Raw genomic sequence first — 19587 nt, forward strand, 5'->3', positions numbered from 1 at the left:
CACGCGTTTGGCTGTGTCGGCGGTTCCGCTGAGGGGGCAAGAATTATCATCGACATGCGAGTAAGCGGTGGCGCCTGAGGTCAGACATCGGCGCACGCTGGGACAAATCCTGCTGTTGTCGGCGGGATTTCTCGTGCTGGTCATCGTCAGCACCGCTTCGGTCCTGCTGGTCAACAAGGCCCGCAGCGACAGCGCATGGGTCGTCCATACCGTCGAGGCCGAGAACCAGATCAACGCCGTGCTGCTGGAGGTGCGCCGCGCCGAGAGCGGCGCGCGCGCCTACCTGCTGACGCAGAGCCCTGACTTCCTGCGGGATCACGAGAACGCCGTGAGCGCGATCCGGCCGCTGCTCGACAAGCTCGCAACGCTCGTCGCCGACAACCAGGTACAGGTCGACAACCTCGCCAGGCTGCGCAGCGTGATCGAGATGCGGCTGTCGCAGTTCGACCGCGAGAAGGCCCTCGTTGCCTCCGGTGATCTCCCGGCCGCAATCGCCCTGGTACGCGACGCCGCCTCGACCGACAGCAGCACCACGATGCGGACCGCGGCGGAAGCGATGCGCATCGAAGAGGAGCGCCTGCTCGCCACGCGCACCACCGCGGCGGATCACAGCCAGCAGCTCGCGACCATCGTCACCGTCACCGGTTCTGCGCTGGTGGTCCTGCTCGCCATCATCTCGGTGCTCCTGGTGCGGCGCTCGACGCAGGCGCGCGACGAGGCCGAGGCCAAGCTGCGCGAGAGCAACCTGAACCTCGAATCGACCGTCGACGAGCGCACCGCCGATCTTCGCGAGGCCAATGAGGAAATCCAGCGCTTCGCCTACATTGTGAGCCACGACCTGCGCTCGCCGCTGGTCAACATCATGGGCTTCACCAGCGAGCTCGACGAGCTGCGCAACGACATCTTCCGCCGCATCGCCACCCTGGCGCGGGCCGTGTCCGACGCGCCGCCGCCGGCCGAGGGCAGCGAGCCGGAACTCGAGGGCGCCGACAAGCAGCTGTCGGAGGATTTCTCCGAAGCCCTCGGCTTCATCAAATCCTCGATCGGCAAGATGGACCGGCTGATCAACGCGATCCTCAATCTGACGCGCGAAGGCCGCCGCGAATTCGTGCCTATCCGCATCGACACCCGCGAGCTGATCGAAGGCATCGTCTCGACGATGGCGCATCAGGCGGCGGAAACCGACACCACGATCCGCGTTGAACCCCTGCCGGCCATCGTCAGCGACCGTCTGGCGCTGGAGCAGATCTTCTCGAATCTGATCGACAACGCGATCAAATATCTCAAGCCGGGGGTTCCCGGCGACATCGCCATCCGCGCCCGCACCAAGCTCGGTTTTGCGATCTTCGAGATCACGGATAACGGCCGGGGGATTGATCCCCGTGACCACCAGCGTATCTTTGATCTGTTCCGCCGCGCCGGGACCCAGGACCGTCCGGGTCAGGGGATCGGATTGGCCCATGTGCGCGCTCTCGTGCGCCGGCTCGGTGGAACCATGTCGGTCGCGTCGGAGCTCGACCAGGGCAGCACGTTCACCATCACGCTCCCGATCAACTGGAACGCCTCTAACCGGAACTCAGATAGATGACCATGCCCGTGACGATCATCATGATCGAGGACGACGAAGGCCACGCCCGCTTGATCGAGCGGAACATCCGCCGTTCCGGCGTCAACAACGAGATCAAGCCGTTCACGAACGGTACAGATGCGGTGAAGTATCTGATGGGCGCTGACGGCACGGGCCTCGATCACAAAGGCAATGCCCTCCTGATTCTGCTCGACCTCAATCTGCCGGACATGACCGGCATCGACATCCTGAAGATGGTCAAGCAGAACAGCTACCTGAAGAGCGCGCCGGTGGTCATCCTGACGACCACCGACGACTCCCAGGAAATCAAGCGCTGCTACGAGCTCGGCTGCAACGTCTACATCACCAAGCCGGTCAACTACGAGAGCTTCGCCAACGCCATCCGCCAGCTCGGCCTGTTCTTCTCCGTCATCCAGGTTCCGCCCGCAGCATGACAACCGCCGGCCCCACGCTGCTCTACATCGACGACGACGCGGCGCTGGCACGGCTGGTGGAGCGCGGGCTCAAGCGCCTGGGCTTCACCGTGGAGCACGCCCTCGACGGCAGCAAGGGCCTCGATCGGCTCAAGAGCGGCGGCATCGATGTCGTCGCGCTCGATCAGTACATGCCGGGTCTCGACGGGCTGGAGACGCTGGAACGCATCATGGCGCTGCCCGAGGCGCCGCCGGTGGTGTTCGTCACCGCCTCGCAGGATTCCAAGATCGCGGTCACCGCACTGAAGGCGGGCGCCGCGGATTATCTCGTCAAGGACGTGCAGGGCGAATTCGTCCCGCTGCTGCAGGTCGCGGCCGAAGGCGCGGTGCGCCAGGCCCGGCTGCAGAAGGCGCGTGACGAGGCCGAGGCCGAGGTGCGCGCCTCTCGCGACCGCTTTGCCGCGCTCGCCGCCGAGCGCGAGGTGCTGCTGCGCGAGGTCAACCACCGCGTCGGCAACTCGCTGCAGATCATCGCCTCGCTGCTGCATCTGCAGGCCAATTCGAGCACCCAGGACGACGTCAAGGCCGCGCTCACCAACGCCATGGGCCGGGTGGCCGCAGTGGCCCAGGTGCACCGCCGGCTCTACACGTCGCAGGATCTCAAGAGCGTGATGCTGAACCAGTATCTCGACTCCCTGCTCGACGACCTTCGCCGCTCGGCAGAGGGTAACCGGATGTCGCGGCTGACCCTGAAGGCGGAGCCCGTCGAGATCGATCCGGACCGCGCGGTGGCGATCGGCATCGTCGTCAACGAGCTGGTCATGAACGCGGTGAAGTACGCCTATCCCGATGGACCCGGTCCGATCCACGTCGAGCTGAAGCTCATCGGTGACGACATCGTGCTGTCGATCGCCGACAACGGCGTCGGCCTCAACGCCACCAGCGACCCGCGCTCAACCGGCATGGGCCAGCGCATCGTCAGCGCCATGGCGACCAAGCTCGATGCGACGTTCGGTCCGGATCCGAGCCATTCCGGCACCAAGATCGTGGTCCGCTTCCGCCTCGTGAAGGATGCGCCGAAACCGGCCGCCGCCGCCGTCGGCTAGCCGCCACGCGACCGTCGCGCGACGCGTCGCCGCCTGCTATGCTCACACCATGAATTCGCGCGACTCCGCAGCGTCCGAGATCACGCCCGAGGTCCTGCTGCGTGCCTATGCCTGCGGCATCTTCCCGATGGCCGAAAGCGCCGACGACCCCTCGCTGTTCTGGGTCGAGCCGGAGCTGCGCGGCCTCATTCCATTGGACGGCTTCCGCGTCGCCTCCCGGCTCGCCCGCACCGTGCGCTCCGATGCCTTCACGGTGACCGTGAACCAGGCGTTCAAGGCGGTGATGGATGGCTGCGCCGAGCCGCAGCCCGGCCGCGAGGACACCTGGATCAACCGGCGCATCCGCGAGCTCTACAGCGGCCTCTACGCCATGGGCCATTGTCACAGCGTCGAGTGCTGGCAGGACGGCGAGCTGGTCGGCGGCCTCTACGGCGTCAGCCTCGGCCGGGCCTTCTTCGGCGAGAGCATGTTCCACCGCGCCCGCGACGCGTCGAAGGTCGCGCTCGTGCATCTGGTCGCCCGGCTGATCGCCGGCGGCTTCGAGCTGCTCGACACGCAATATGTCACCGAGCACCTCAAGACCTTCGGCGCGGTCGAGATTCCGCGCCGTCGCTACACGGTCCTGCTGGAAAAGGCGCTCACTGGACCGGCGGCGAACTTCGCGAGACTGCCGGTGGATCGGCCCCTGCCCGGAGCCGACGCGCTCGCGATCATCGCCGCGCGCGGCTGAGGCCGTCTATCGGAACACGCCGCCGAACGGTCCGCCCGACTGCGGCGGCGGGGGCGGCGGTGGCACCTGTTGCGTCTGGTACTGCGGAGGCGGTCCTGGCGGCCGAGGCGCGGCCTGCTTCTGCTGCGGCGGGCGCTTCTGCGCCGGCTGCGGGGCTGCCGCAGGCTTCTGATCGGGCGCGGCGCTCGCAACCGTGTTCTGCGGCTCTTTGCAGTCGACCAGCCAGATATCGTAGATCGGGTGCTCCACGCCGTGCAGGCCGGGGCTGGCCGCGAACATCCAGCCGGAGAAGATCCGCTTCACCTCGCCCTGCAAGGTGATCTCGTCGACCTGCACGAAAGCGTCGGTGTTGGCGGCTTCCGTGGCCGGCCGCGTGTAGCAGGCGTCGGTCTTCACGCGGAGCGCGCCGAACTGCACGGTCTCGCCGATATCCTCGTCGAAATTGATGATCCGTCCGGTGATCTTGTCGAGCCCCGAGAAGCTCGCCTTCTTGTTCACGATCTTCTGCGTCGGCAGCTCGGTGACCACCTCGTCGCCCGGCTGAATGGTCGCCGGCGTCTGCGGCACGGCACCGTTCGGCGGAATGGCCGCGTTCTGGGGCGCGCCACGGGGGGCCGGCCGCTGACCGGGCGCAGCGCCGGGCTGGCCGCCCGGCGGCGCGGCCGCAACCGGCGGATTGTTCTGCGGCAGGATCGTCGTTCCCGGAGGCGGCGCCAAGGGCTGCGACTGCACCGGTCCCGGCAAGGCGGCGCCCTGCCCTGGCGGCGGCCGCGTCGGCGCCGGCAGCACACGCCCCTGCGGCAGCTCGGGAACCTCTTCCTCCTCGTCGGGCGGCGGCATCGGTTCTCCGCGACGCGGAATGTTGCCGGGCGGCCGGGGAACGGGATCGGAGAAAATGGTACCGATCTGCGCGTGCGCAGGCGCAGCCAGCGTGAGGGATGTGGCGGCCAGCAATGCCGCGATACCGGTCAGGGCGATTGTTCGGTGCATCTCGCGCGGCTTTATCAGGCGAATCGGGGTTCGGGACAATCAAATCGCGTCATGACCCATCCGCCGCTCTCGATCAGCCCTCCCGTTAACACGCCGAATACGGCGGGGAAAGGGCGACTTACCAGCGCACCGCGAGGTGGCCATCTGGTTCATCCAATGAGATAGTTGCATGATCAAGAGATAGCGTGAAACCAACACGCGACAAGACCGCGGCCCCGAGCCGCGGCGCACGGGAAGGAAACAAATGCCTGATTCGATCCGTCTCGACGGCAGGGTCGCCGTCGTCACCGGCGCGGCCGGGGTGATCGGGGCCGCGACCATGCAGCTCCTCGCCGCGCGCGGCGCCCGCATTGTCGCCGTCGACCGGCGGGAGCAGGACCTCAACGAAGCGACGCGCGCCCTGCCCGCCGGCGCCGAGACACTCGCCATCACGGCGGATGTCACCGAAGAGGCGCAGGTCGCATCCTATGTCCGCCAGGCCTGCGATCGCTTCGGTACCATCGATGTGTTCTTCAACAATGCCGGCGTCGAGGGCGAGATCAAGTCGATCACCGACTATCCGCTCGACGCCTTCCGTCGCGTGCTCGACGTCAACGTCGTCGGCGTCTTCCTCGGCCTGAAGCACGTGCTGCCGGTGATGCTGAAGCAGAACCGCGGCTCGATCATCAACACCGCCTCGATCGCCGGCCTGATCGGCTCGCCGCAGATCGCCGTCTACAGCGCCAGCAAGCACGCGGTGATCGGCCTGACCAAGAGCGCGTCATGGGAATGCACCGGCACGAACGTGCGCGTGAATTGCATCTGCCCCGGCCTGATCGACAGCCGCATGCTCAGCGCGATTATCGAGGGGCGCAGCGGACCTGCCGTTCCGATCGAGAAGGTCGTGGACCGCGTGCCGGCACGCCGGCTCGGACAGGGCGCGGAGGTGGCGGCAATCGTCGCCTTCCTCGCCTCGGACGATGCGAGCTACGTCTCGGGCGCCGCCTACACCGTCGACGGCGGCCGCACCGCCGCCTGATCACTCGCAATCATCAATCAACACACCAGGTCGCTTCCCAATGCCCGTACAACTCGATGCCGATGCCGCCGCCGTCTACAAGGCGTTCCAGGAGGCCGGCCGCCCTGCCTACGAAACGCTGACGCCACAGGAGGCGCGGGACTACTATCTCGCCGGACGAGTCGTGAGCAATCCGGAGCCGCCCGAACTTGCTGACGTCAAGGAGCTCTCCATCCCCGCGCCGCATGGCGCGATCCCCGCTCGGCTCTATCGGCCGAAATCCGTGCGGCACGCCGACGGCCTCGCGCCGGGACTGGTGTTCCTCCACGGCGGCGGCTGGGTGATCGGCAATCTGGATTCGCATGACGTCGTCTGCCGCGCGCTCGCGCATGAGGGCGAACTGATCGTCGTGTCGGTCGACTACCGCCTCGCGCCCGAGCACAAGTTCCCCGCGGCGGTCGACGACGCCGTCGCGGCCACGCGCTGGGTCGCCACACATGCCGCCTCCCTCGGCATCGATGCCTCCCGCCTCAGTGTCGGCGGCGACTCCGCCGGCGGTAATCTCGCCGCCGTGGTCGCGCTCTCGGCGCGCGACGGCGAGGGACCGAAATTATCCGGCCAGGTGCTGATCTATCCGGCCACCGACTTTGCGATGAGCCATCCTTCGCACAGCGAGCCCGAGACCAGCGTGTTGCTGACGCATTCGGTCATCCGCTGGTTTCGCGATCACTATCTCAACAGCGCCGCCGATATTCATGACTGGCGCGCTTCTCCCGCCAAGGCCGAGACGCTCGCCGGCCTGCCGCCCGCCTACGTGCTCACCGCCGGCGCCGACCCGCTGCGCGACGAAGGTGACGACTACGCGCGCCGCCTGCGCGAGGCCGGCGTGCCGGTCACGCATCGCACCCATCCCGGCCAATTCCACGGCTTCTTCACCATGGGCAAGCTGCTCGACCAGGCCAATGTAGCCGCGCGAGACATCGGCGCATGGCTGAAGCAGCTGGATCGTCCAAGCGGCATCTGAGCATCCCCACGCTGCGCTCGAGATGGCACACGCCCGGCGATTTCGCGGGGTGCGTTCTTGGATGTGATGAATTCTGCTCGGGCGAGAGCGGCTTGCTCGCGCCTGAACAGCAACGACATGCCGGGCAAGCCAATGGCGCCGCTCACATTCGTCTTGTTCGCAGCAGGAGACTTCCCCATGAAGACCGTGAACCTCGCCGACAAGCTGAGCCAATTCACGAGCCATTGGGACCCGCACGTCGTCGCCGACTACAACGACAATGACGTGATGGTCGTGAAATTCATCGGCGAATTTCCCTTCCACAAGCATGACACGACGGACGACTTCTTCCTCGTGCTCGAAGGCGAAATGGAAATGGACATCCAGGGGCAGCCGTCGCGGACGGTGAAGGCCGGCGAGTTGTTCGTCGTCCCCAAAGGCGTCGTTCACCGCCCGCGCGCGGCAAAGGAGGTCAAGGTGCTCCTCATCGAACCCAAGGGCGAACCGAACTCCGGCGACGCCGACCGCGTGCCCGCGCCGAAGCCGCGAATCTGACCCCGCTGGGCGGATGATGGTTTGCCGATTGCGCATTCGCGGGGTGCGGCCGAGCGTTGCGGAAAATCCGGCTGTTTTTGCGCTGCAACCCGGATAATGTCCGCGCGCCCGCGAGGACGGCAATGGCCGCCCGCAGGGCTGCCAGCCGACAGGATTGCCCCGATGTTCGAACGACTGACCCGCCAGCCCGATGATCCCCTGCTCGCTTTGATCGGCATCTTCAAGGCCGACACGCGGGCCGACAAGGTCGATCTCGGCGTCGGCGTCTATCGCGACGAGGCCGGCAATTCGCCGATCTTTCGCGCCGTGAAGGCAGCCGAGCGCCTGATCTGGGAGAGCCAGAGCAGCAAGGCCTATGTGGCACCGGAAGGCGACCAGGCCTTCCTCGACCTGCTGTGGTCGATGGTCGGCGGCAAGGCCTCTTCCGTCCATGCCGCGGGCGTGCAGACCCCCGGCGGCTCCGGCGCGCTCCGGCTCGCCGCCGACCTGATCCGCCAGGCCGGCACCGGTAAGATCTGGCTGGGCCTGCCGAGCTGGCCCAATCACGCCGGGATCTTCGAAGCCGCGGGCCTCGCGATCGAGACCTATCCCTATTTCGATGTCACCTCGCAGACGCTTCAGCTCGATCGCATGCTGGAGGCGCTGCGGCGCGCCGCGCCGGGCGATGCCGTCCTCATCCACGCCTCCTGCCACAACCCCACCGGGGCCCCGCTGGCCGCGCAGGACTGGGCCCGCATCACCGACGTGATCGCATCGCGAGGGCTCGTGCCGCTGATCGACTCGGCCTATCAGGGTTTCGGCGCCGGCCTCGACGGCGACGCCGCCGGCCTGCGGGCAATGATCGCGGCCGTCCCCGAGGCGCTGCTCGCGGTGTCCTGCTCGAAATCCTTCGGCCTGTATCGCGAGCGGACCGGCGCGCTGTACGCCGTCGCCGCGGCGCAGGCCACGGCCGAGACCGCGCGCTCCAATCTCGTCGCGCTCGCCCGCACCAGCTATTCGATGCCGCCCGACCATGGCTCGGCGATCGTGAAGACGATCCTCGGCACGCCGGAGCTGTACGCCGACTGGAGCAGCGAGCTCGAGACGATGCGCCAGCGCCTGGCGGCGCTACGCGGCGCCTTCGCAGAGGCGCTCGGCGGCCGCTGGTCCAACACCGTGGCGATCGGCGTCCAGGAGGGCATGTTCTCGCTGCTGCCGGTGACGCCGGCGGAGGTCATGACCTTGCGCGAGAAGCACGGCGTGTACATGCCGACCTCCGGCCGCATCAACATCGCCGGCCTGAAGCTCGCCGACGTCGCGCGCGTCGCCGGCCTGTTCAAGTCGCTCTGAGGGCAGCGAGCGTCGAGATGACCGGCGTGACCGAGGCCGCGGTGCAGGAGCGTCACAAGCTCTACGAGGACGCGATGGCGCTGACGCTCGGCACGCTGTTCGTGTCGCTCGGCATGCTCATCTACAGCAAGACATTGCTGCTGGTCGGCAGCACCGCCGGCCTGTCGCTGCTGCTGAGCTATGTCAGCGGCTACGGCTTCGGCGTCAGCTTCTTCCTGATCAACCTGCCGTTCTATGCGCTGGCCGTCCGGCGCATGGGCTGGCCGTTCACGATCCGCACCTTCGTCGCGGTTGGGCTCGTCGCGCTGTTCTCGCGGCTGACGGCCTTGTGGGTCGACATCAGCCATATCGACCCGCTCTACGCGACGGTGATCGGCGCCGGCCTGACCGGCACCGGACTGCTGATGCTGTTCCGCCACCGCACCGGCCTCGGCGGCATCAACATCCTGGCGCTTTATCTGCAGGAGAACTGGAAGATCCGCGCCGGCTACTTCCAGCTCGCCGTCGACGGGCTCATCATGCTCGCGGCGTTCTTCGTCATCCCGGTCGACCGGCTGGCCCTGTCGGTGCTCGGCATCGTGATCGTCAACATCATCATCGCGATCAACCACAAGCCAGGGCGCTATATGGCGCTGAGCTGAAGGCTGCGCCGGCCCGCGGTTTTGGTGCGCTGCACTTGCCAGATCGCCCATTCCATGGGATGAAAGCCGTGGTATGCCACGGACATCGAAACCGGGGATACCGCTTCGCCGGGCCCGTGGCGTCCGGCGGCGTCTGAGCGACATGATCGCCAATAAAAAAGCGCGAACGCAAACCAATCACTGGGGAAACCAAGGAATGGCACGCAATATCCTGATTCTCGGAGCCTCCTACGGCTCCCTGCTCGGCACCAAGCTGCTGATGGCCGGCCACAACGTGACGTTGGTGTGCCGCAAGAAGACCGCCGAGCTGATCAATCGCGAGGGCACGGAGGTCCGCATCAAGCTGCGCGACGAGCCCGCGCATCGCTCTATCTTCTCGCGCGACCTGCCCGGCAAGCTCGACGCCGTCTCGCCCGAAGCCGTCGATCTCTCCCGCTACGATCTCGTCGGCCTGGCGATGCAGGAGCCGCAATACACCAATCACACGATCCGTGTGCTGATGGTCAAGATCGCCGAGGCGAAGCTGCCGTGCCTGTCGATCATGAACATGCCGCCGCTGCCCTATCTGAAGCGCATTCCGGCCCTGGCCAACGTCGACCTCGAGGAGGCCTACACCAATGCCTCGGTGTGGGAGCGCTTCACGCCCGGCCTCGTCACGCTGTGCTCGCCCGATCCGCAGGCGTTTCGTCCGCCGGAGGAAGGCGCCAACGTGCTGCATGTCGGCCTGCCGACGAACTTCAAGGCCGCGGCCTTCGAGGACGCCAAGCACAACGCGCTGCTGCGCGAGCTGGAGCGCGACATCGATGCCGTCACGCTCGACGGCCAGGACGTGCCGGTCAAGCTGAAGGTGTTCGACTCGCTGTTCGTGCCGCTGGCGAAATGGTCGATGCTCTTGACCGGCAACTACCGCTGCATCACGCGCGGCGAGCCGCAGCCGATCCGCGACGCCGTGCACGGCAATCTCGCGCAGTCCAAGGCGATCTACGAGCATGTCGATGCCATCGCGCGCAAGCTCGGCGCCGATCCCAGCGACCAGGTGCCGTTCGAGAAATACGCCAAGGCGGCCGAGAGCCTGCTCAAGCCGTCGTCGGCGGCGCGCGCGGTCGCCGCCGGCGCGCCTTTCATCGAGCGTGTCGACCTGCTGGTGAAGCTGATCGCGCAGCAGATCGGCATGCCCAATCCCGAGATCGACCAGACCGTGCAGACCGTCGACTTCAAACTCAACGAGAAGATCGTGGTCGGCGGCTCCAGCGCGCAGTGAGATCAGGCGCCGACATCGTCCGTAACGAGATGTGACTTTGCATGAACGCGCGGCCAGCCCATGGTTCGCGCGTTCATTGATTCACATCGACTGGAATTCCGATGCCGTTCTCCGGGCCACTCGCTGTTCCGCTGCGGGCCCTGAGCTGGCTCGGCAACCAGGGCACCCGCGCCGTCGCGGCGGTGCTGCTGGTCGCGATCGCCGTGCCGCCGGTCGGCGAGCTGACGCGCCCCTACGTCACGCACGCGATCTTCCTGCTGCTCTGCATCTCCTTCATGCGCGTCGACATCGCGATGCTGTCGGCGCATCTGCGCCGGCCGCGGCTGGTGCTCCTGGCGACCGCCTGGACCACGATCGCGGTCCCTGCCCTGGTCGGTAGCATCGGGCACATCACGGGCGCCGATGCCGCCGCGCCGGATCTCTATCTCGCGCTGATGCTGCAGGCCTCGGCCTCGCCGATGATGGCATCGCCCGCGCTCGCGGCGCTGATGGGGCTGGATGCGACGCTCGTGCTGATCACGCTGGTGACATCGACCGCGCTGGTGCCCTTCACGGCGCCGCTGTTCGCCTATGTCTTTCTCGGAGAGACACTGGCGCTGTCGCCGGCCGCGCTGGGGCTGAAGCTCGCCGGCATCCTCGCAGCCGCGCTGGCGGTCGCCGCCGTGATCCGCCTCGCCTTCGGCAGCGACCGTATCCGCCGCTACCGCGCGCCGATCGACGGCTTCAATATCCTCATCCTGTTCGTGTTCGCCTCCGCCATCATGGCGCATTTCCTGATCGACCTGGTCGCGAGCCCGTTCCGCATGCTGGGACTGGCCGTGCTCGCCTTCGCGGTGTTCTTCCTGCTTCTGGGTATCACGATGCTGCTGTTTCGCCGCTTTGGCCGCGAGCGGGCGATGGCGCTGGGCGTGATGGTGTCGCTTCGCAACATGGGGCTGATGCTCGCGGCGACCGACGGCGCAATTCCCGGCATGACGTGGCTCTACTTTGCGATGAGCCAGTTTCCCATTCACCTCGCGCCGCAATTGTTGCGACCTGTCGTCGACCGCTTGCGATCCTCATCACTTCCATCCGGCGGGACTGATCACGGTGCGATCAGCCCTGCACGCGAATGAGGCAGCGCAGCATCACGGCTGCGTGTCGTGCGTAGGACAGCTATCAGCACCGAGATGCTTGTTGCTGGCGTGCGGCGCCGACGCTACGCTCCGCGCCATTGGTGCAGGAGGTTGATGTGACCACATCAGACGATCAGAAGATTTCCGAGGACCGCCGCGAGGCGCTGCGTTACGCGCTCGCGATCGGCTCCGGCGCGGCGCTCGCGTCGGCGATGACGACGACGCCCGCCTCGGCGCAGGCGGCCGGAGACAACACGCTGGACCGCGTCCGCGCCAACAAGGTGCTACGCATCGCCGTGCTGCCGGGCGAGCTGCCCTATTTCAACAAGGACCTCGCGTCCGGCACCTGGTCGGGCTTCTCGATCGAGATGGCCAACGATATCGCCAAGCTGCTCGACGTGAAGCTCGAATATGTCGAATCGACCTACGGCAATTCGGTGCTCGACCTGCAGGCCGGCAAGATCGATCTCGGCTTCGCGCTCAACCCGACGCCGCAGCGCGCGCTCGTCATCGACTTCTGCGGCACGGTGTTCCCGCATCCGTTCGGCGCCATGCTGAAGAAGGGCATGGAAGCGAAGACCTGGGCCGACATCAACAAGCCCGAGGTCAAGATCGCCGTCGACGTCGGCTCCGCCAACGAGGCCGTGGCACGGCGGTTCGCGCCGAACGCCACGATCAAGTCGCTGAAGTCGCGCGACGAGGTGATGCTGGAGATGGCCTCGGGCCGCGTCGACGTCGTCGTCAACGCGCTGATCCTGGGGCTGACGGCGATCGCCAAGAACCCCAATCTCGGCACCTACAAGATCCTGCAATCGCCGTCGGTCGCGATCCCCTCCAGCATGGGCGTCCGCCGCGAACAGGACAAGCGCTGGCGCGACTTCCTCGCGGTGTGGGTCGACTATAACCGCGGCATCGGCCAGATGCGCGAATGGTTCGTCAAGGGCCTCGGCCTCGCCGGCGTCAAGGCCGAGGACGTGCCTGTGGAAGTGAATATCTGACGGAAGCTGCGCTCTCTCCGCCGTCATTGCGAGCGAAGCGAAGCAATCCAGGACCGCGCGCGCGACTCTGGATTGCTTCGTCGCTTCGCTCCTCGCAATGACGGCGGGGCCAATGCAACGAACTCACGCCTTGTCGTAGCTCATCCCCCGTTCGAACCGGCGGCTCAACAACGTCGCCGGGAACAGGATCGCGAAATAGATGATCGCGATGATGGTGTAGACCTCGAGCGGTCGGTAGGTATCAGCATTGATCAGGGTCGCGTTGTAGACGAGATCCGGCACCGCGATCACCGACACCAGCGAGGTGTTCTTCAGCTGCGTCACCGACTGGTTGACGTAAGGCGCGAGCATCGGCTTCAGCGCCTGCGGCAGGATCACCAGCCGCATCATCCGCCAGGGACGCAATCCCAGCGCCCGGGCCGCGTCCCATTGCCCGCGCGGCACGCTCTCGATGCTGCCGCGCACGATCTCGGCATAGAATGCCCCGGCATACAGCGACAGCACCGTGACGGCCGCGACATGCGCCGGGATGTTGACGCCGATCACCACCGGGAATGCGTAGTAGAACCAGATGATCTGCACCAGCAGCGGCGTGCAGCGGAACAGCTCGATATAGCCGATCAGGAGCCAGTCGATCACGACGAGCCGGCGCAGCCTGACGATGCCGACCAGCAGCCCGATGATGCTGCCGAGCAGGATCGTGCCGAGCGTATAGGCCATGGTCCAGCCCAGCCCCACCCAGAACAGATGGCTGTACTTGGTGAGGATGGCAAAGTCCCAGGTGTAGTTCATCGCAGCTCCGGCATGACGCGGTCGCGGCTCATCAGAGATACCGGCTTGGCGCGAAGGCGGAGGCGTCAAAGGACGGCGCCTCGCCCGCGATCATCGCGGCGATCGCAGCACCGGTGGCCGGCCCCGTGGTGAAGCCGATGTGCTGGTTGCCGAATGCAAGCCACAGGCCGGAATGCCGCGGCGCCCGCCCGATCATGGGCAGCGAGTCCGGCAAGGTCGGCCGAGCGCCGCGCCAGGGCTGCGCCACCGCGTCGCCGAACTCGATCACGCCGCGCGCCTGCGGCACCACCTGTTCGAGCTGGGAGAAGTTCGACGGCGCGTCGCGATCGGTCAGATCGACGCCGGAGGTGACGCGCACGCCGTTCTCCATCGGCGTCATCAGGAAGCTGCCCTCGGCATCGTTGATCGGCCGCAACAGCGTGCGGTTCGGGTTCGGCGTGAACTCCTGGTGATAGCCGCGCTCGAACGCCATCGGCACCTTGTAGCCGAGCGGCCGCAAAAGATCCGGCGACCACGGCCCGAGCGCGACGACGACGTTGCGCGCGCGGATCTCGCCGTCGCCGAGCAGCACGCGCCAGCCGTCGCCGTCGGGCAGCAGCGCCCGGATCTCGGACTGGCGCAACACACCGCCCGCCCCTTCGAACATCCGCGCATAGGCTTTCGTCACATTGCCGGGCGAGTCCACCGACGCCGTCTGGCTGTGCTGCAGTCCGACCTTGTAGACCGGCACGATGTTAGGCTCGAGCGCCGAGATGCCCTGCCGATCGAGCACCTCGCTCTTGATGCCGTATTCGGCCAGGAACGCCTGCTCGGCCTTGGCGGCAGCCAGCGCATCGCTGCGCCACGCCTTGAGCCAGCCGGTCTCGCGGATGCGCTGCGGTTCGCCGGCGCGGACGATCCAGTCGCGATGCAGCTTGAGCGAGGCGCCGATCAGCCCGTGCAGCGCAATCGCGCGCGGCTTGACGCGGGACTCCACCGCATTCGCAAGAAACCGCAGCACCCAGTCGAGGTTGCGCAACGTCCAGGACGGATTCCAGCGCAGCGCCGCGTTCTGATTGCCGAGATAGGACGGCAGCGCCTTGAACAGCGAGGGCTTGTTGAGCGGCAGGATCGAGCCCGAGGACAGAATGCCGGCATTGCCGTAGGAGGTCTCCTCGCCCGGCAGCTTACGGTCCACCAGCACCACCGACAGCCCGCGCTCGCGGTTGGCGAAAGCGGTGGAGACGCCGACGATTCCGGCGCCGAGCACGACCATGTCGGCGGTCTCAAGTCCATTCTGCATCATCAATCGATCCATCTACATCAGGGTCAGGCCGCCATCGACCGGCAGCACCGCGCCGGTGATGTGGCCGGCGTCGGGCGACAGCAGGAAGGTCACGGCGGCCGCGATATCGTCGGGCTCAGCCAGGCGAGCTTGCGGGTTTGCCGCCGCCGCCTTCTGCCACGCCGCCGGATCGAGCGAGCCGAGCCGGCCCTCGTCCTTGCGCGTATAGCCGGGCATCACGACGTTCGCGGAGCCGCCGGTCGCGGCCAATTCGACCGCGAGGCATTTCACCAGCGCCTCCAGAGCCGCCTTGGCGGCCGCGGAGGCCGGAAACGTGCCGCCGGGCACGAAGCGATGCGCCACGAAGCTGGAGATCGCGACCACCCGCGCCTGCGCGCTCTGCAACAGCTCCGGCAGCGCCGCGCTCGCAAGCTCATGGAAGGCCGCCGGCATCACCTGGAGCGAGCGCTCCAGCCCCTCGCGCGGCAGGTCGCGAAAGCCGCGGCGATCGGCGAAGCCCGCCGCATGGACCAGCGCATCGATACGGCCGAACTTGGTACGCGCAGCCCCGACGAGATCAGATGCAGCGCCCGCAGTAGCGAGATCGCCGCGATGCATGGCCACCTCGGCCCCGGCCTCACGGCAGCTCTCGGCGACCTTATGCAACCTCGCAAGCCCAGCTTCATCAGCGCCCTGGCCGTGAAGCATCAGGCCCTGCCCCGGCCCTGCGAGACGGCGCGCGACGGCAGCGCCGATGCCGGCTCCGCTACCGGTGATGATGGAAACGCGCATGACCCCGATCTGCTGATATCTTCAAGCCGCGGACTATAGGTCCGGCATCGCCGGATGCAAACCACGCGCCGACATGCCTGAACATCTACAAAGCACGCCGGCCCTGCAGCGGACCTTCTGCGGCTGCGAGTTTCATCTGGTGAGACCACGCCGCTCCGCTCAGACCGACAATCCGCTGCACGTGAGAATGACGCGCGTCGCGCGCCAGACCCAATTGTTACCGTCGCGCGCCGCCTGCACGCTGAACACGCGCTGCTTCCAGTGCGGGTCATGCGCGAAGCGGATGTTCTCGATCACGAAGTCCTGCTGCTGCCGCTTCCATTCGAGCGCCCAGGCGAGATGCGCCTCCTCCAGCTGCTGCCGCAGCTTGGAGAATTCGATCACATAGGGCGACGGGACGATGATCCCCAAGCCCATCGAAGTGCCGGCCATCGCGCGACCTCCGCGATCTCTTACGGACCTCGGGCTGAGCCTATCCGGCCCGCGCCGCACGCCGCAAGGCCTGAGGCGGCTGGCCGAAGGCGCGGATGAAGGCGCGGCGCATCCGCTCGGGATCGCGAAAACCGGTCGTCTCCGCCACCAGCTCGATCGGCTGATGCGAGGCCTGGACGTGATCGCGCGCGACCTCGAGCCTGAGCCGCTCGATCGCCTTCGACGGCGTGGTGCCGGTCTCGGCGACGAAAGCACGGGTGAAGTGGCGCGTGCTCATGCCGGCGCGATCCGCGAGATCATCAACCGTCAGCGGTTCGTCGAGATGCTCGCGCGCCCAGGTCAAGAGCTCGGCGAAACGCCCGCTCGGCGCCTTCAACTCGAGCAGCGAGGAGAATTGCGACTGGCCGCCGCTGCGCCGGTGATACAGCACGAGCTGTCGCGCCGTCTTCTGCGCGATCTCCTCGCCGTGGTCGTCCGCCACCATGGCGAGCGCGAGATCGATGCCCGCGGTGATGCCCGCCGAGCTCCACACCTGGCCGTCACGGACATAGATGCTGTCCGGCTCCAGTTTGACGTTCGGATACATGCGCAGGAATTGACGGGTGCGCTGCCAATGCGTCGTTGCCCGCCGTCCGTCGAGCAGGCCGGCTTCGGCCAGCACGAAGGCGCCGGAGCAGATGCTGGCGATGCGGGTGCCGCGCTGGGCGACCTTGCGCACGAAATTGAGCGTGCAGGCATTGCGGCTAGCCGCCTCCACGCCCTCGCCGCCGGCGATCAGCAGGGTCTTCAGTCCCGACACCCGACCAAACTTGCGCGCCAGCATCTCGGCGCCCGATGACGACCGCACCGGCCCCGGCGTCGCGGCGACCACCCTGATCGCAGGCGCGGCGCCCGTGTAGCGGGCCGCGATCTCGAACACCGAGATGGGCCCGGCGGCATCGAGCAGCTGGAAGTCGGGAAAGATGAGCACGCCGATCATGCGGGTCGCTCCACCAAGGGACTGACTGAATGGCTTGGCTGAAATCGAGGGAACTTCGCCATATAAGACAAGCAGCGGATCATGCAGGGTGTTTCCCGTCAACCCGTAACGTCAGGGAGCGCCGTCATGGCCGAACCGCTGTCCATCGCCCTCGTCCTGTTTCCCAACCTGACCCAGCTCGACCTCACCGGCCCGGTCCAGGTGTTCTCGAGCGTGCCCGGGGCCACGCTGCATCTCGTCTGGAAGCGAATCGAGCCGATTCCGACGGACTCCGTGCTCACCTTGATGCCGACGACGACCTTCGCCGATTGCCCGCAAGCCGATGTGATCTGCATTCCCGGCGGGTTCGGTGTCGACGCCATCCTCGGGGATGCCGAGGTGATCGGCTTCATCCGCTGCCAGGCCGAGGGAGCCAAATACATCACCTCGGTATGCACGGGCTCGCTGGCGCTCGGCGCGGCCGGTCTGCTCGACGGTTATCGCGCCGCGACGCATTGGAGCGCGCGCGAGTGCCTGCCGCTGTTCGGCGCAACCGTGAGCAAGGAGCGGGTCTGCATCGACCGCAACCGCATCACGGGCGGCGGCGTCACCGCGGGCATCGATTTCGCGCTGACCGTCGTGGCGCAGCTCGTCGACCGGCCGACGGCCGAAGCGATTCAGCTCAGGCTCGAATACAACCCCGAGCCGCCCTTCACCGCGGGCTCGCCGGACACGGCGCCACCTGAGGTGCTGTCACGCATGCTGGAGCGGATCGCGCCCTTCCGGACGCGGCGTGTCGAAGCGGCGGAGCGCGCCGCGGCCGCCTTGAACACCGCCGTCCCCTCAACATCCTTGAAGGCAGCCGTCCCCTCAACATGATGTGTTTCCAGGGAATCGCGTCTGCCCGCCTCGCGAACGCTTCCGCAGCGTGCAGCTTCGAGGTCAGCCCCGCTGCCACCCTCCCCTGGAGGGGGAGGGTCGGCTCATAGGCGCGAAGCGCGTGTGAGCCGGGGTGGGGTGATCTTTCCACTCGCACCGATTTCCATGGCTTCACCCCACCCCGATCGCCCGCTCCGCGCGCGATCGACCCTCCCCCTCCAGGGGAGGGTGAGACCGAGACGCGGCGCGTTGCCATCGTGACCGTCGGCCGCTGGCTATTCACTCACAGCAACGGGAGCGCTTCGTCGGAATGGTCGCGGCGCAACAAAAAGGCCGCCCGCGAGCCGGACGGCCTGTTGCCGATCATCCACAGCAATTTCGAATCAGCTGCCGGGAGTCCAGGGCTGATAATCGCCGGTCGCCTTGGGACGGCGGCCGCTGGCCAAGGTCGAGCCGGCCGGACGATAGGCCAGCGCGGTGCCCGTCAGGTTGGGCTGATGCGGCTTCTCCCACTCGCGCGGCTTGTAGCCGTCCTGAGTCGGCGGCACGTCGACCGTATGATGCATCCAGGCGTGCCATTCCGGCGGAATGCGGCTGGCCTCGGCCAAGCCGTTGTAGATCACCCAGCGGCGCTCGAAATGCAGCACCGGATCGATCTTGCCGCCGGCGGTCCGATAATAGCGGTTGCCCTGCGCATCCTGCCCCACGAGCTCGCCGAAACGCCAGGTCCACAGCTGGGTGCCGAAAGTCTGGCCGTTCCACCACGTGAAGAGCTTGAGAAAGAACTGTTTCATGCGCCGAGGCCGGTTCTGTGAGGATGGGCTCTGATGCCACCCCGCTTGCGACTTGTCCAGTGTTGCGGGCGATTGGCCGCGGTCCTGCACCGCTTTGCCCGGGGAACGACATCCCCCGCCGGCGGTTGGATCACTTTCCCTGATGGAGTCAGATCGATGACCAAGCTTAAGACATTGAGCGCCGTGGCGGCGATGGCGCTGATGCTGCCGCTCGCGACGGCGACGACGAGCTTTGCACAAGGTGGCGGCCCTGGCGGTGCGCGCGGCGGCGGTGGCGCGGCCATCGGTGGCGGTGGCGGCGCAGCGATGGGTGGCGGAGGTGCAGCCGTCGGCGGCGGTGGCGGCGCAGCCATGGGCGGTGGCGGACGTGGCGGACTGTCGGCGGCACCAAGCCCAAGCATGGGCGGCGGCTTTGCCGGCCGTAGTCCGGGAATCAGCGGAGGGGCATTCGCAGGTCGTGGCGGCGGCGGACCGGGCGCGGGCAGCGTTGCCGCCAATGTCGGCGGCGGCGGCTGGAACCGCGGCGGCAACTGGCATGGCGGCGGAGGCAACTGGCAAGGCGGCGGCTGGCGCGGTGGCCACGGCTGGCATCATCGTGGCGGCGGCTTCTGGCCGGGTGTCGGTGTCGGCGTCGGCATCGGTCTTGGCAGCAGCTACGCCTACTACAATGATCCGTATTATTACGGCCCGAGCTATTACTCCGACTACTCGTACTACGATGACTCCGAGCCCGTCGCAGTCGTCGGCACCGAGGGTCGCGATGCGAGCTACTGCGCACGCCGCTACCGCTCCTACGATCCGGCGTCGGGGACCTATCTGGGCTATGACGGCAACCGCCATCCCTGCCCGTAACGCCGACATCGACGTTTGAAACAGCGAAAGCGGCGAGGCCTCCCCTCGCCGCTTTCATTTTGTGTCCGATGCTTGTTCGTCGTGTGTCCGTCACGCCA

21 protein-coding genes are annotated in these 19587 nt (G+C 67.0%); 14 read left to right on the forward strand and 7 right to left on the reverse strand.

Going from position 1 to position 19587, the window contains the following annotated elements; translation table 11 throughout:
* Positions 1–67: 67 nt before the first annotated feature.
* Genes ACQR0Z_RS19035 through aat form a run of 4 tightly spaced genes read left to right on the forward strand, consistent with a single transcriptional unit; the run spans position 68 to position 3837 of the window.
* Complete coding sequence (locus ACQR0Z_RS19035; RefSeq protein WP_434862287.1) at positions 68–1588, forward strand: sensor histidine kinase; 1521 nt, start codon at positions 68–70, stop codon at positions 1586–1588.
* A complete protein-coding gene (locus tag ACQR0Z_RS19040) occupies positions 1585–2022 on the forward strand; it encodes a response regulator (protein WP_434862288.1) in 438 nt (145 codons plus the stop codon). Before ACQR0Z_RS19035 ends, ACQR0Z_RS19040 begins: the two co-directional genes overlap by 4 nt.
* Complete coding sequence (locus ACQR0Z_RS19045; protein WP_434862289.1) at positions 2019–3107, forward strand: sensor histidine kinase; 1089 nt, start codon at positions 2019–2021, stop codon at positions 3105–3107. Before ACQR0Z_RS19040 ends, ACQR0Z_RS19045 begins: the two co-directional genes overlap by 4 nt.
* 49 nt (positions 3108–3156) lie before the next feature.
* Complete coding sequence (gene aat, locus ACQR0Z_RS19050; protein WP_434875886.1) at positions 3157–3837, forward strand: leucyl/phenylalanyl-tRNA--protein transferase; 681 nt, start codon at positions 3157–3159, stop codon at positions 3835–3837.
* Between the two features lie 6 nt (positions 3838–3843).
* Here the strand turns inward: aat and ACQR0Z_RS19055 are convergent, their stop codons facing one another.
* Positions 3844–4827, reverse strand: a complete 984-nt coding sequence (locus ACQR0Z_RS19055) for a DUF2155 domain-containing protein (RefSeq protein WP_434862291.1) — start codon at positions 4825–4827, stop codon at positions 3844–3846.
* A 244-nt stretch (positions 4828–5071) separates the two neighbouring features.
* Here ACQR0Z_RS19055 and ACQR0Z_RS19060 point away from each other — a divergent pair, with 244 nt between their 5' ends.
* From ACQR0Z_RS19060 to ACQR0Z_RS19095, 8 genes are all read left to right on the forward strand, one after another.
* The gene (locus ACQR0Z_RS19060; protein ID WP_434919647.1) at positions 5072–5845 is read left to right on the forward strand and encodes an SDR family NAD(P)-dependent oxidoreductase; all 774 of its coding nucleotides are present in this window, start codon (positions 5072–5074) and stop codon (positions 5843–5845) included.
* A 40-nt stretch (positions 5846–5885) separates the two neighbouring features.
* The gene (locus tag ACQR0Z_RS19065; protein WP_434919648.1) at positions 5886–6848 is read left to right on the forward strand and encodes an alpha/beta hydrolase; all 963 of its coding nucleotides are present in this window, start codon (positions 5886–5888) and stop codon (positions 6846–6848) included.
* Positions 6849–7025: 177 nt separating this feature from the next.
* Positions 7026–7382 (forward strand): cupin domain-containing protein, encoded by a 357-nt coding sequence (locus tag ACQR0Z_RS19070; RefSeq protein ID WP_434862294.1) that lies wholly within the window; start codon positions 7026–7028, stop codon positions 7380–7382.
* A gap of 162 nt (positions 7383–7544) precedes the next feature.
* Complete coding sequence (locus ACQR0Z_RS19075; RefSeq protein WP_434919649.1) at positions 7545–8711, forward strand: amino acid aminotransferase; 1167 nt, start codon at positions 7545–7547, stop codon at positions 8709–8711.
* A 17-nt stretch (positions 8712–8728) separates the two neighbouring features.
* Positions 8729–9352 (forward strand): YitT family protein, encoded by a 624-nt coding sequence (locus ACQR0Z_RS19080; protein ID WP_434862296.1) that lies wholly within the window; start codon positions 8729–8731, stop codon positions 9350–9352.
* Positions 9353–9548: 196 nt separating this feature from the next.
* Positions 9549–10613, forward strand: a complete 1065-nt coding sequence (locus ACQR0Z_RS19085; RefSeq protein ID WP_434919650.1) for a ketopantoate reductase family protein — start codon at positions 9549–9551, stop codon at positions 10611–10613.
* A gap of 101 nt (positions 10614–10714) precedes the next feature.
* Complete coding sequence (locus tag ACQR0Z_RS19090; RefSeq protein ID WP_434919651.1) at positions 10715–11728, forward strand: Na+-dependent transporter; 1014 nt, start codon at positions 10715–10717, stop codon at positions 11726–11728.
* A gap of 116 nt (positions 11729–11844) precedes the next feature.
* Positions 11845–12726 (forward strand): transporter substrate-binding domain-containing protein, encoded by an 882-nt coding sequence (locus ACQR0Z_RS19095; RefSeq protein ID WP_434862299.1) that lies wholly within the window; start codon positions 11845–11847, stop codon positions 12724–12726.
* A gap of 123 nt (positions 12727–12849) precedes the next feature.
* Here the strand turns inward: ACQR0Z_RS19095 and ACQR0Z_RS19100 are convergent, their stop codons facing one another.
* From ACQR0Z_RS19100 to ACQR0Z_RS19120, 5 genes are all read right to left on the reverse strand, one after another.
* Positions 12850–13518 (reverse strand): amino acid ABC transporter permease, encoded by a 669-nt coding sequence (locus ACQR0Z_RS19100; RefSeq protein ID WP_434919652.1) that lies wholly within the window; start codon positions 13516–13518, stop codon positions 12850–12852.
* Positions 13519–13549: 31 nt separating this feature from the next.
* Positions 13550–14800, reverse strand: coding sequence for an NAD(P)/FAD-dependent oxidoreductase (locus tag ACQR0Z_RS19105; protein ID WP_434919809.1), 1251 nt, complete (start codon positions 14798–14800; stop codon positions 13550–13552).
* A gap of 15 nt (positions 14801–14815) precedes the next feature.
* Entirely contained in the window at positions 14816–15574 is a 759-nt protein-coding gene (locus tag ACQR0Z_RS19110; protein ID WP_434919653.1) for an SDR family NAD(P)-dependent oxidoreductase, read from the reverse strand.
* A 159-nt stretch (positions 15575–15733) separates the two neighbouring features.
* Positions 15734–16006: a hypothetical protein gene (locus tag ACQR0Z_RS19115; protein WP_434919654.1), complete on the reverse strand. Its 273-nt coding sequence runs from the start codon at positions 16004–16006 to the stop codon at positions 15734–15736.
* A 40-nt stretch (positions 16007–16046) separates the two neighbouring features.
* On the reverse strand, positions 16047–16985 hold the full coding sequence (locus ACQR0Z_RS19120) for a GlxA family transcriptional regulator (protein ID WP_434862304.1): 939 nt from the start codon (positions 16983–16985) through the stop codon (positions 16047–16049).
* A 126-nt stretch (positions 16986–17111) separates the two neighbouring features.
* On the opposite strand from ACQR0Z_RS19120, the gene ACQR0Z_RS19125 reads away from it, so the two are divergent.
* Positions 17112–17843 (forward strand): DJ-1/PfpI family protein, encoded by a 732-nt coding sequence (locus ACQR0Z_RS19125; RefSeq protein ID WP_434919655.1) that lies wholly within the window; start codon positions 17112–17114, stop codon positions 17841–17843.
* A 383-nt stretch (positions 17844–18226) separates the two neighbouring features.
* Here the strand turns inward: ACQR0Z_RS19125 and ACQR0Z_RS19130 are convergent, their stop codons facing one another.
* The gene (locus ACQR0Z_RS19130; protein ID WP_434862426.1) at positions 18227–18637 is read right to left on the reverse strand and encodes an NADH:ubiquinone oxidoreductase subunit NDUFA12; all 411 of its coding nucleotides are present in this window, start codon (positions 18635–18637) and stop codon (positions 18227–18229) included.
* A 156-nt stretch (positions 18638–18793) separates the two neighbouring features.
* Here ACQR0Z_RS19130 and ACQR0Z_RS19135 point away from each other — a divergent pair, with 156 nt between their 5' ends.
* On the forward strand, positions 18794–19489 hold the full coding sequence (locus tag ACQR0Z_RS19135; protein WP_434875875.1) for a BA14K family protein: 696 nt from the start codon (positions 18794–18796) through the stop codon (positions 19487–19489).
* Positions 19490–19587 lie beyond the last annotated feature (98 nt).

Source organism: Bradyrhizobium sp. HKCCYLS3077 (genome assembly GCF_051167555.1).
Lineage (GTDB): Bacteria > Pseudomonadota > Alphaproteobacteria > Rhizobiales > Xanthobacteraceae > Bradyrhizobium.

Excerpts from the sequence above, each read along its gene's own strand:
- ACQR0Z_RS19040 (WP_434862288.1), top strand. The coding sequence starts at position 1,585 with ATGACCATGCCCGTGACGATCATCATGATCGAGGACGACGAAGGCCAC.
- ACQR0Z_RS19045 (WP_434862289.1), top strand. The coding sequence starts at position 2,019 with ATGACAACCGCCGGCCCCACGCTGCTCTACATCGACGACGACGCGGCG.
- aat (WP_434875886.1), top strand. The coding sequence starts at position 3,157 with ATGAATTCGCGCGACTCCGCAGCGTCCGAGATCACGCCCGAGGTCCTG.
- ACQR0Z_RS19055 (WP_434862291.1), bottom strand. The coding sequence starts at position 4,827 with ATGCACCGAACAATCGCCCTGACCGGTATCGCGGCATTGCTGGCCGCC.
- ACQR0Z_RS19060 (WP_434919647.1), top strand. The coding sequence starts at position 5,072 with ATGCCTGATTCGATCCGTCTCGACGGCAGGGTCGCCGTCGTCACCGGC.
- ACQR0Z_RS19065 (WP_434919648.1), top strand. The coding sequence starts at position 5,886 with ATGCCCGTACAACTCGATGCCGATGCCGCCGCCGTCTACAAGGCGTTC.
- ACQR0Z_RS19070 (WP_434862294.1), top strand. The coding sequence starts at position 7,026 with ATGAAGACCGTGAACCTCGCCGACAAGCTGAGCCAATTCACGAGCCAT.
- ACQR0Z_RS19075 (WP_434919649.1), top strand. The coding sequence starts at position 7,545 with ATGTTCGAACGACTGACCCGCCAGCCCGATGATCCCCTGCTCGCTTTG.
- ACQR0Z_RS19080 (WP_434862296.1), top strand. The coding sequence starts at position 8,729 with ATGACCGGCGTGACCGAGGCCGCGGTGCAGGAGCGTCACAAGCTCTAC.
- ACQR0Z_RS19085 (WP_434919650.1), top strand. The coding sequence starts at position 9,549 with ATGGCACGCAATATCCTGATTCTCGGAGCCTCCTACGGCTCCCTGCTC.
- ACQR0Z_RS19090 (WP_434919651.1), top strand. The coding sequence starts at position 10,715 with ATGCCGTTCTCCGGGCCACTCGCTGTTCCGCTGCGGGCCCTGAGCTGG.
- ACQR0Z_RS19100 (WP_434919652.1), bottom strand. The coding sequence starts at position 13,518 with ATGAACTACACCTGGGACTTTGCCATCCTCACCAAGTACAGCCATCTG.
- ACQR0Z_RS19105 (WP_434919809.1), bottom strand. The coding sequence starts at position 14,800 with ATGCAGAATGGACTTGAGACCGCCGACATGGTCGTGCTCGGCGCCGGA.
- ACQR0Z_RS19110 (WP_434919653.1), bottom strand. The coding sequence starts at position 15,574 with ATGCGCGTTTCCATCATCACCGGTAGCGGAGCCGGCATCGGCGCTGCC.
- ACQR0Z_RS19115 (WP_434919654.1), bottom strand. The coding sequence starts at position 16,006 with ATGGCCGGCACTTCGATGGGCTTGGGGATCATCGTCCCGTCGCCCTAT.
- ACQR0Z_RS19120 (WP_434862304.1), bottom strand. The coding sequence starts at position 16,985 with ATGATCGGCGTGCTCATCTTTCCCGACTTCCAGCTGCTCGATGCCGCC.
- ACQR0Z_RS19125 (WP_434919655.1), top strand. The coding sequence starts at position 17,112 with ATGGCCGAACCGCTGTCCATCGCCCTCGTCCTGTTTCCCAACCTGACC.
- ACQR0Z_RS19130 (WP_434862426.1), bottom strand. The coding sequence starts at position 18,637 with ATGAAACAGTTCTTTCTCAAGCTCTTCACGTGGTGGAACGGCCAGACT.
- ACQR0Z_RS19135 (WP_434875875.1), top strand. The coding sequence starts at position 18,794 with ATGACCAAGCTTAAGACATTGAGCGCCGTGGCGGCGATGGCGCTGATG.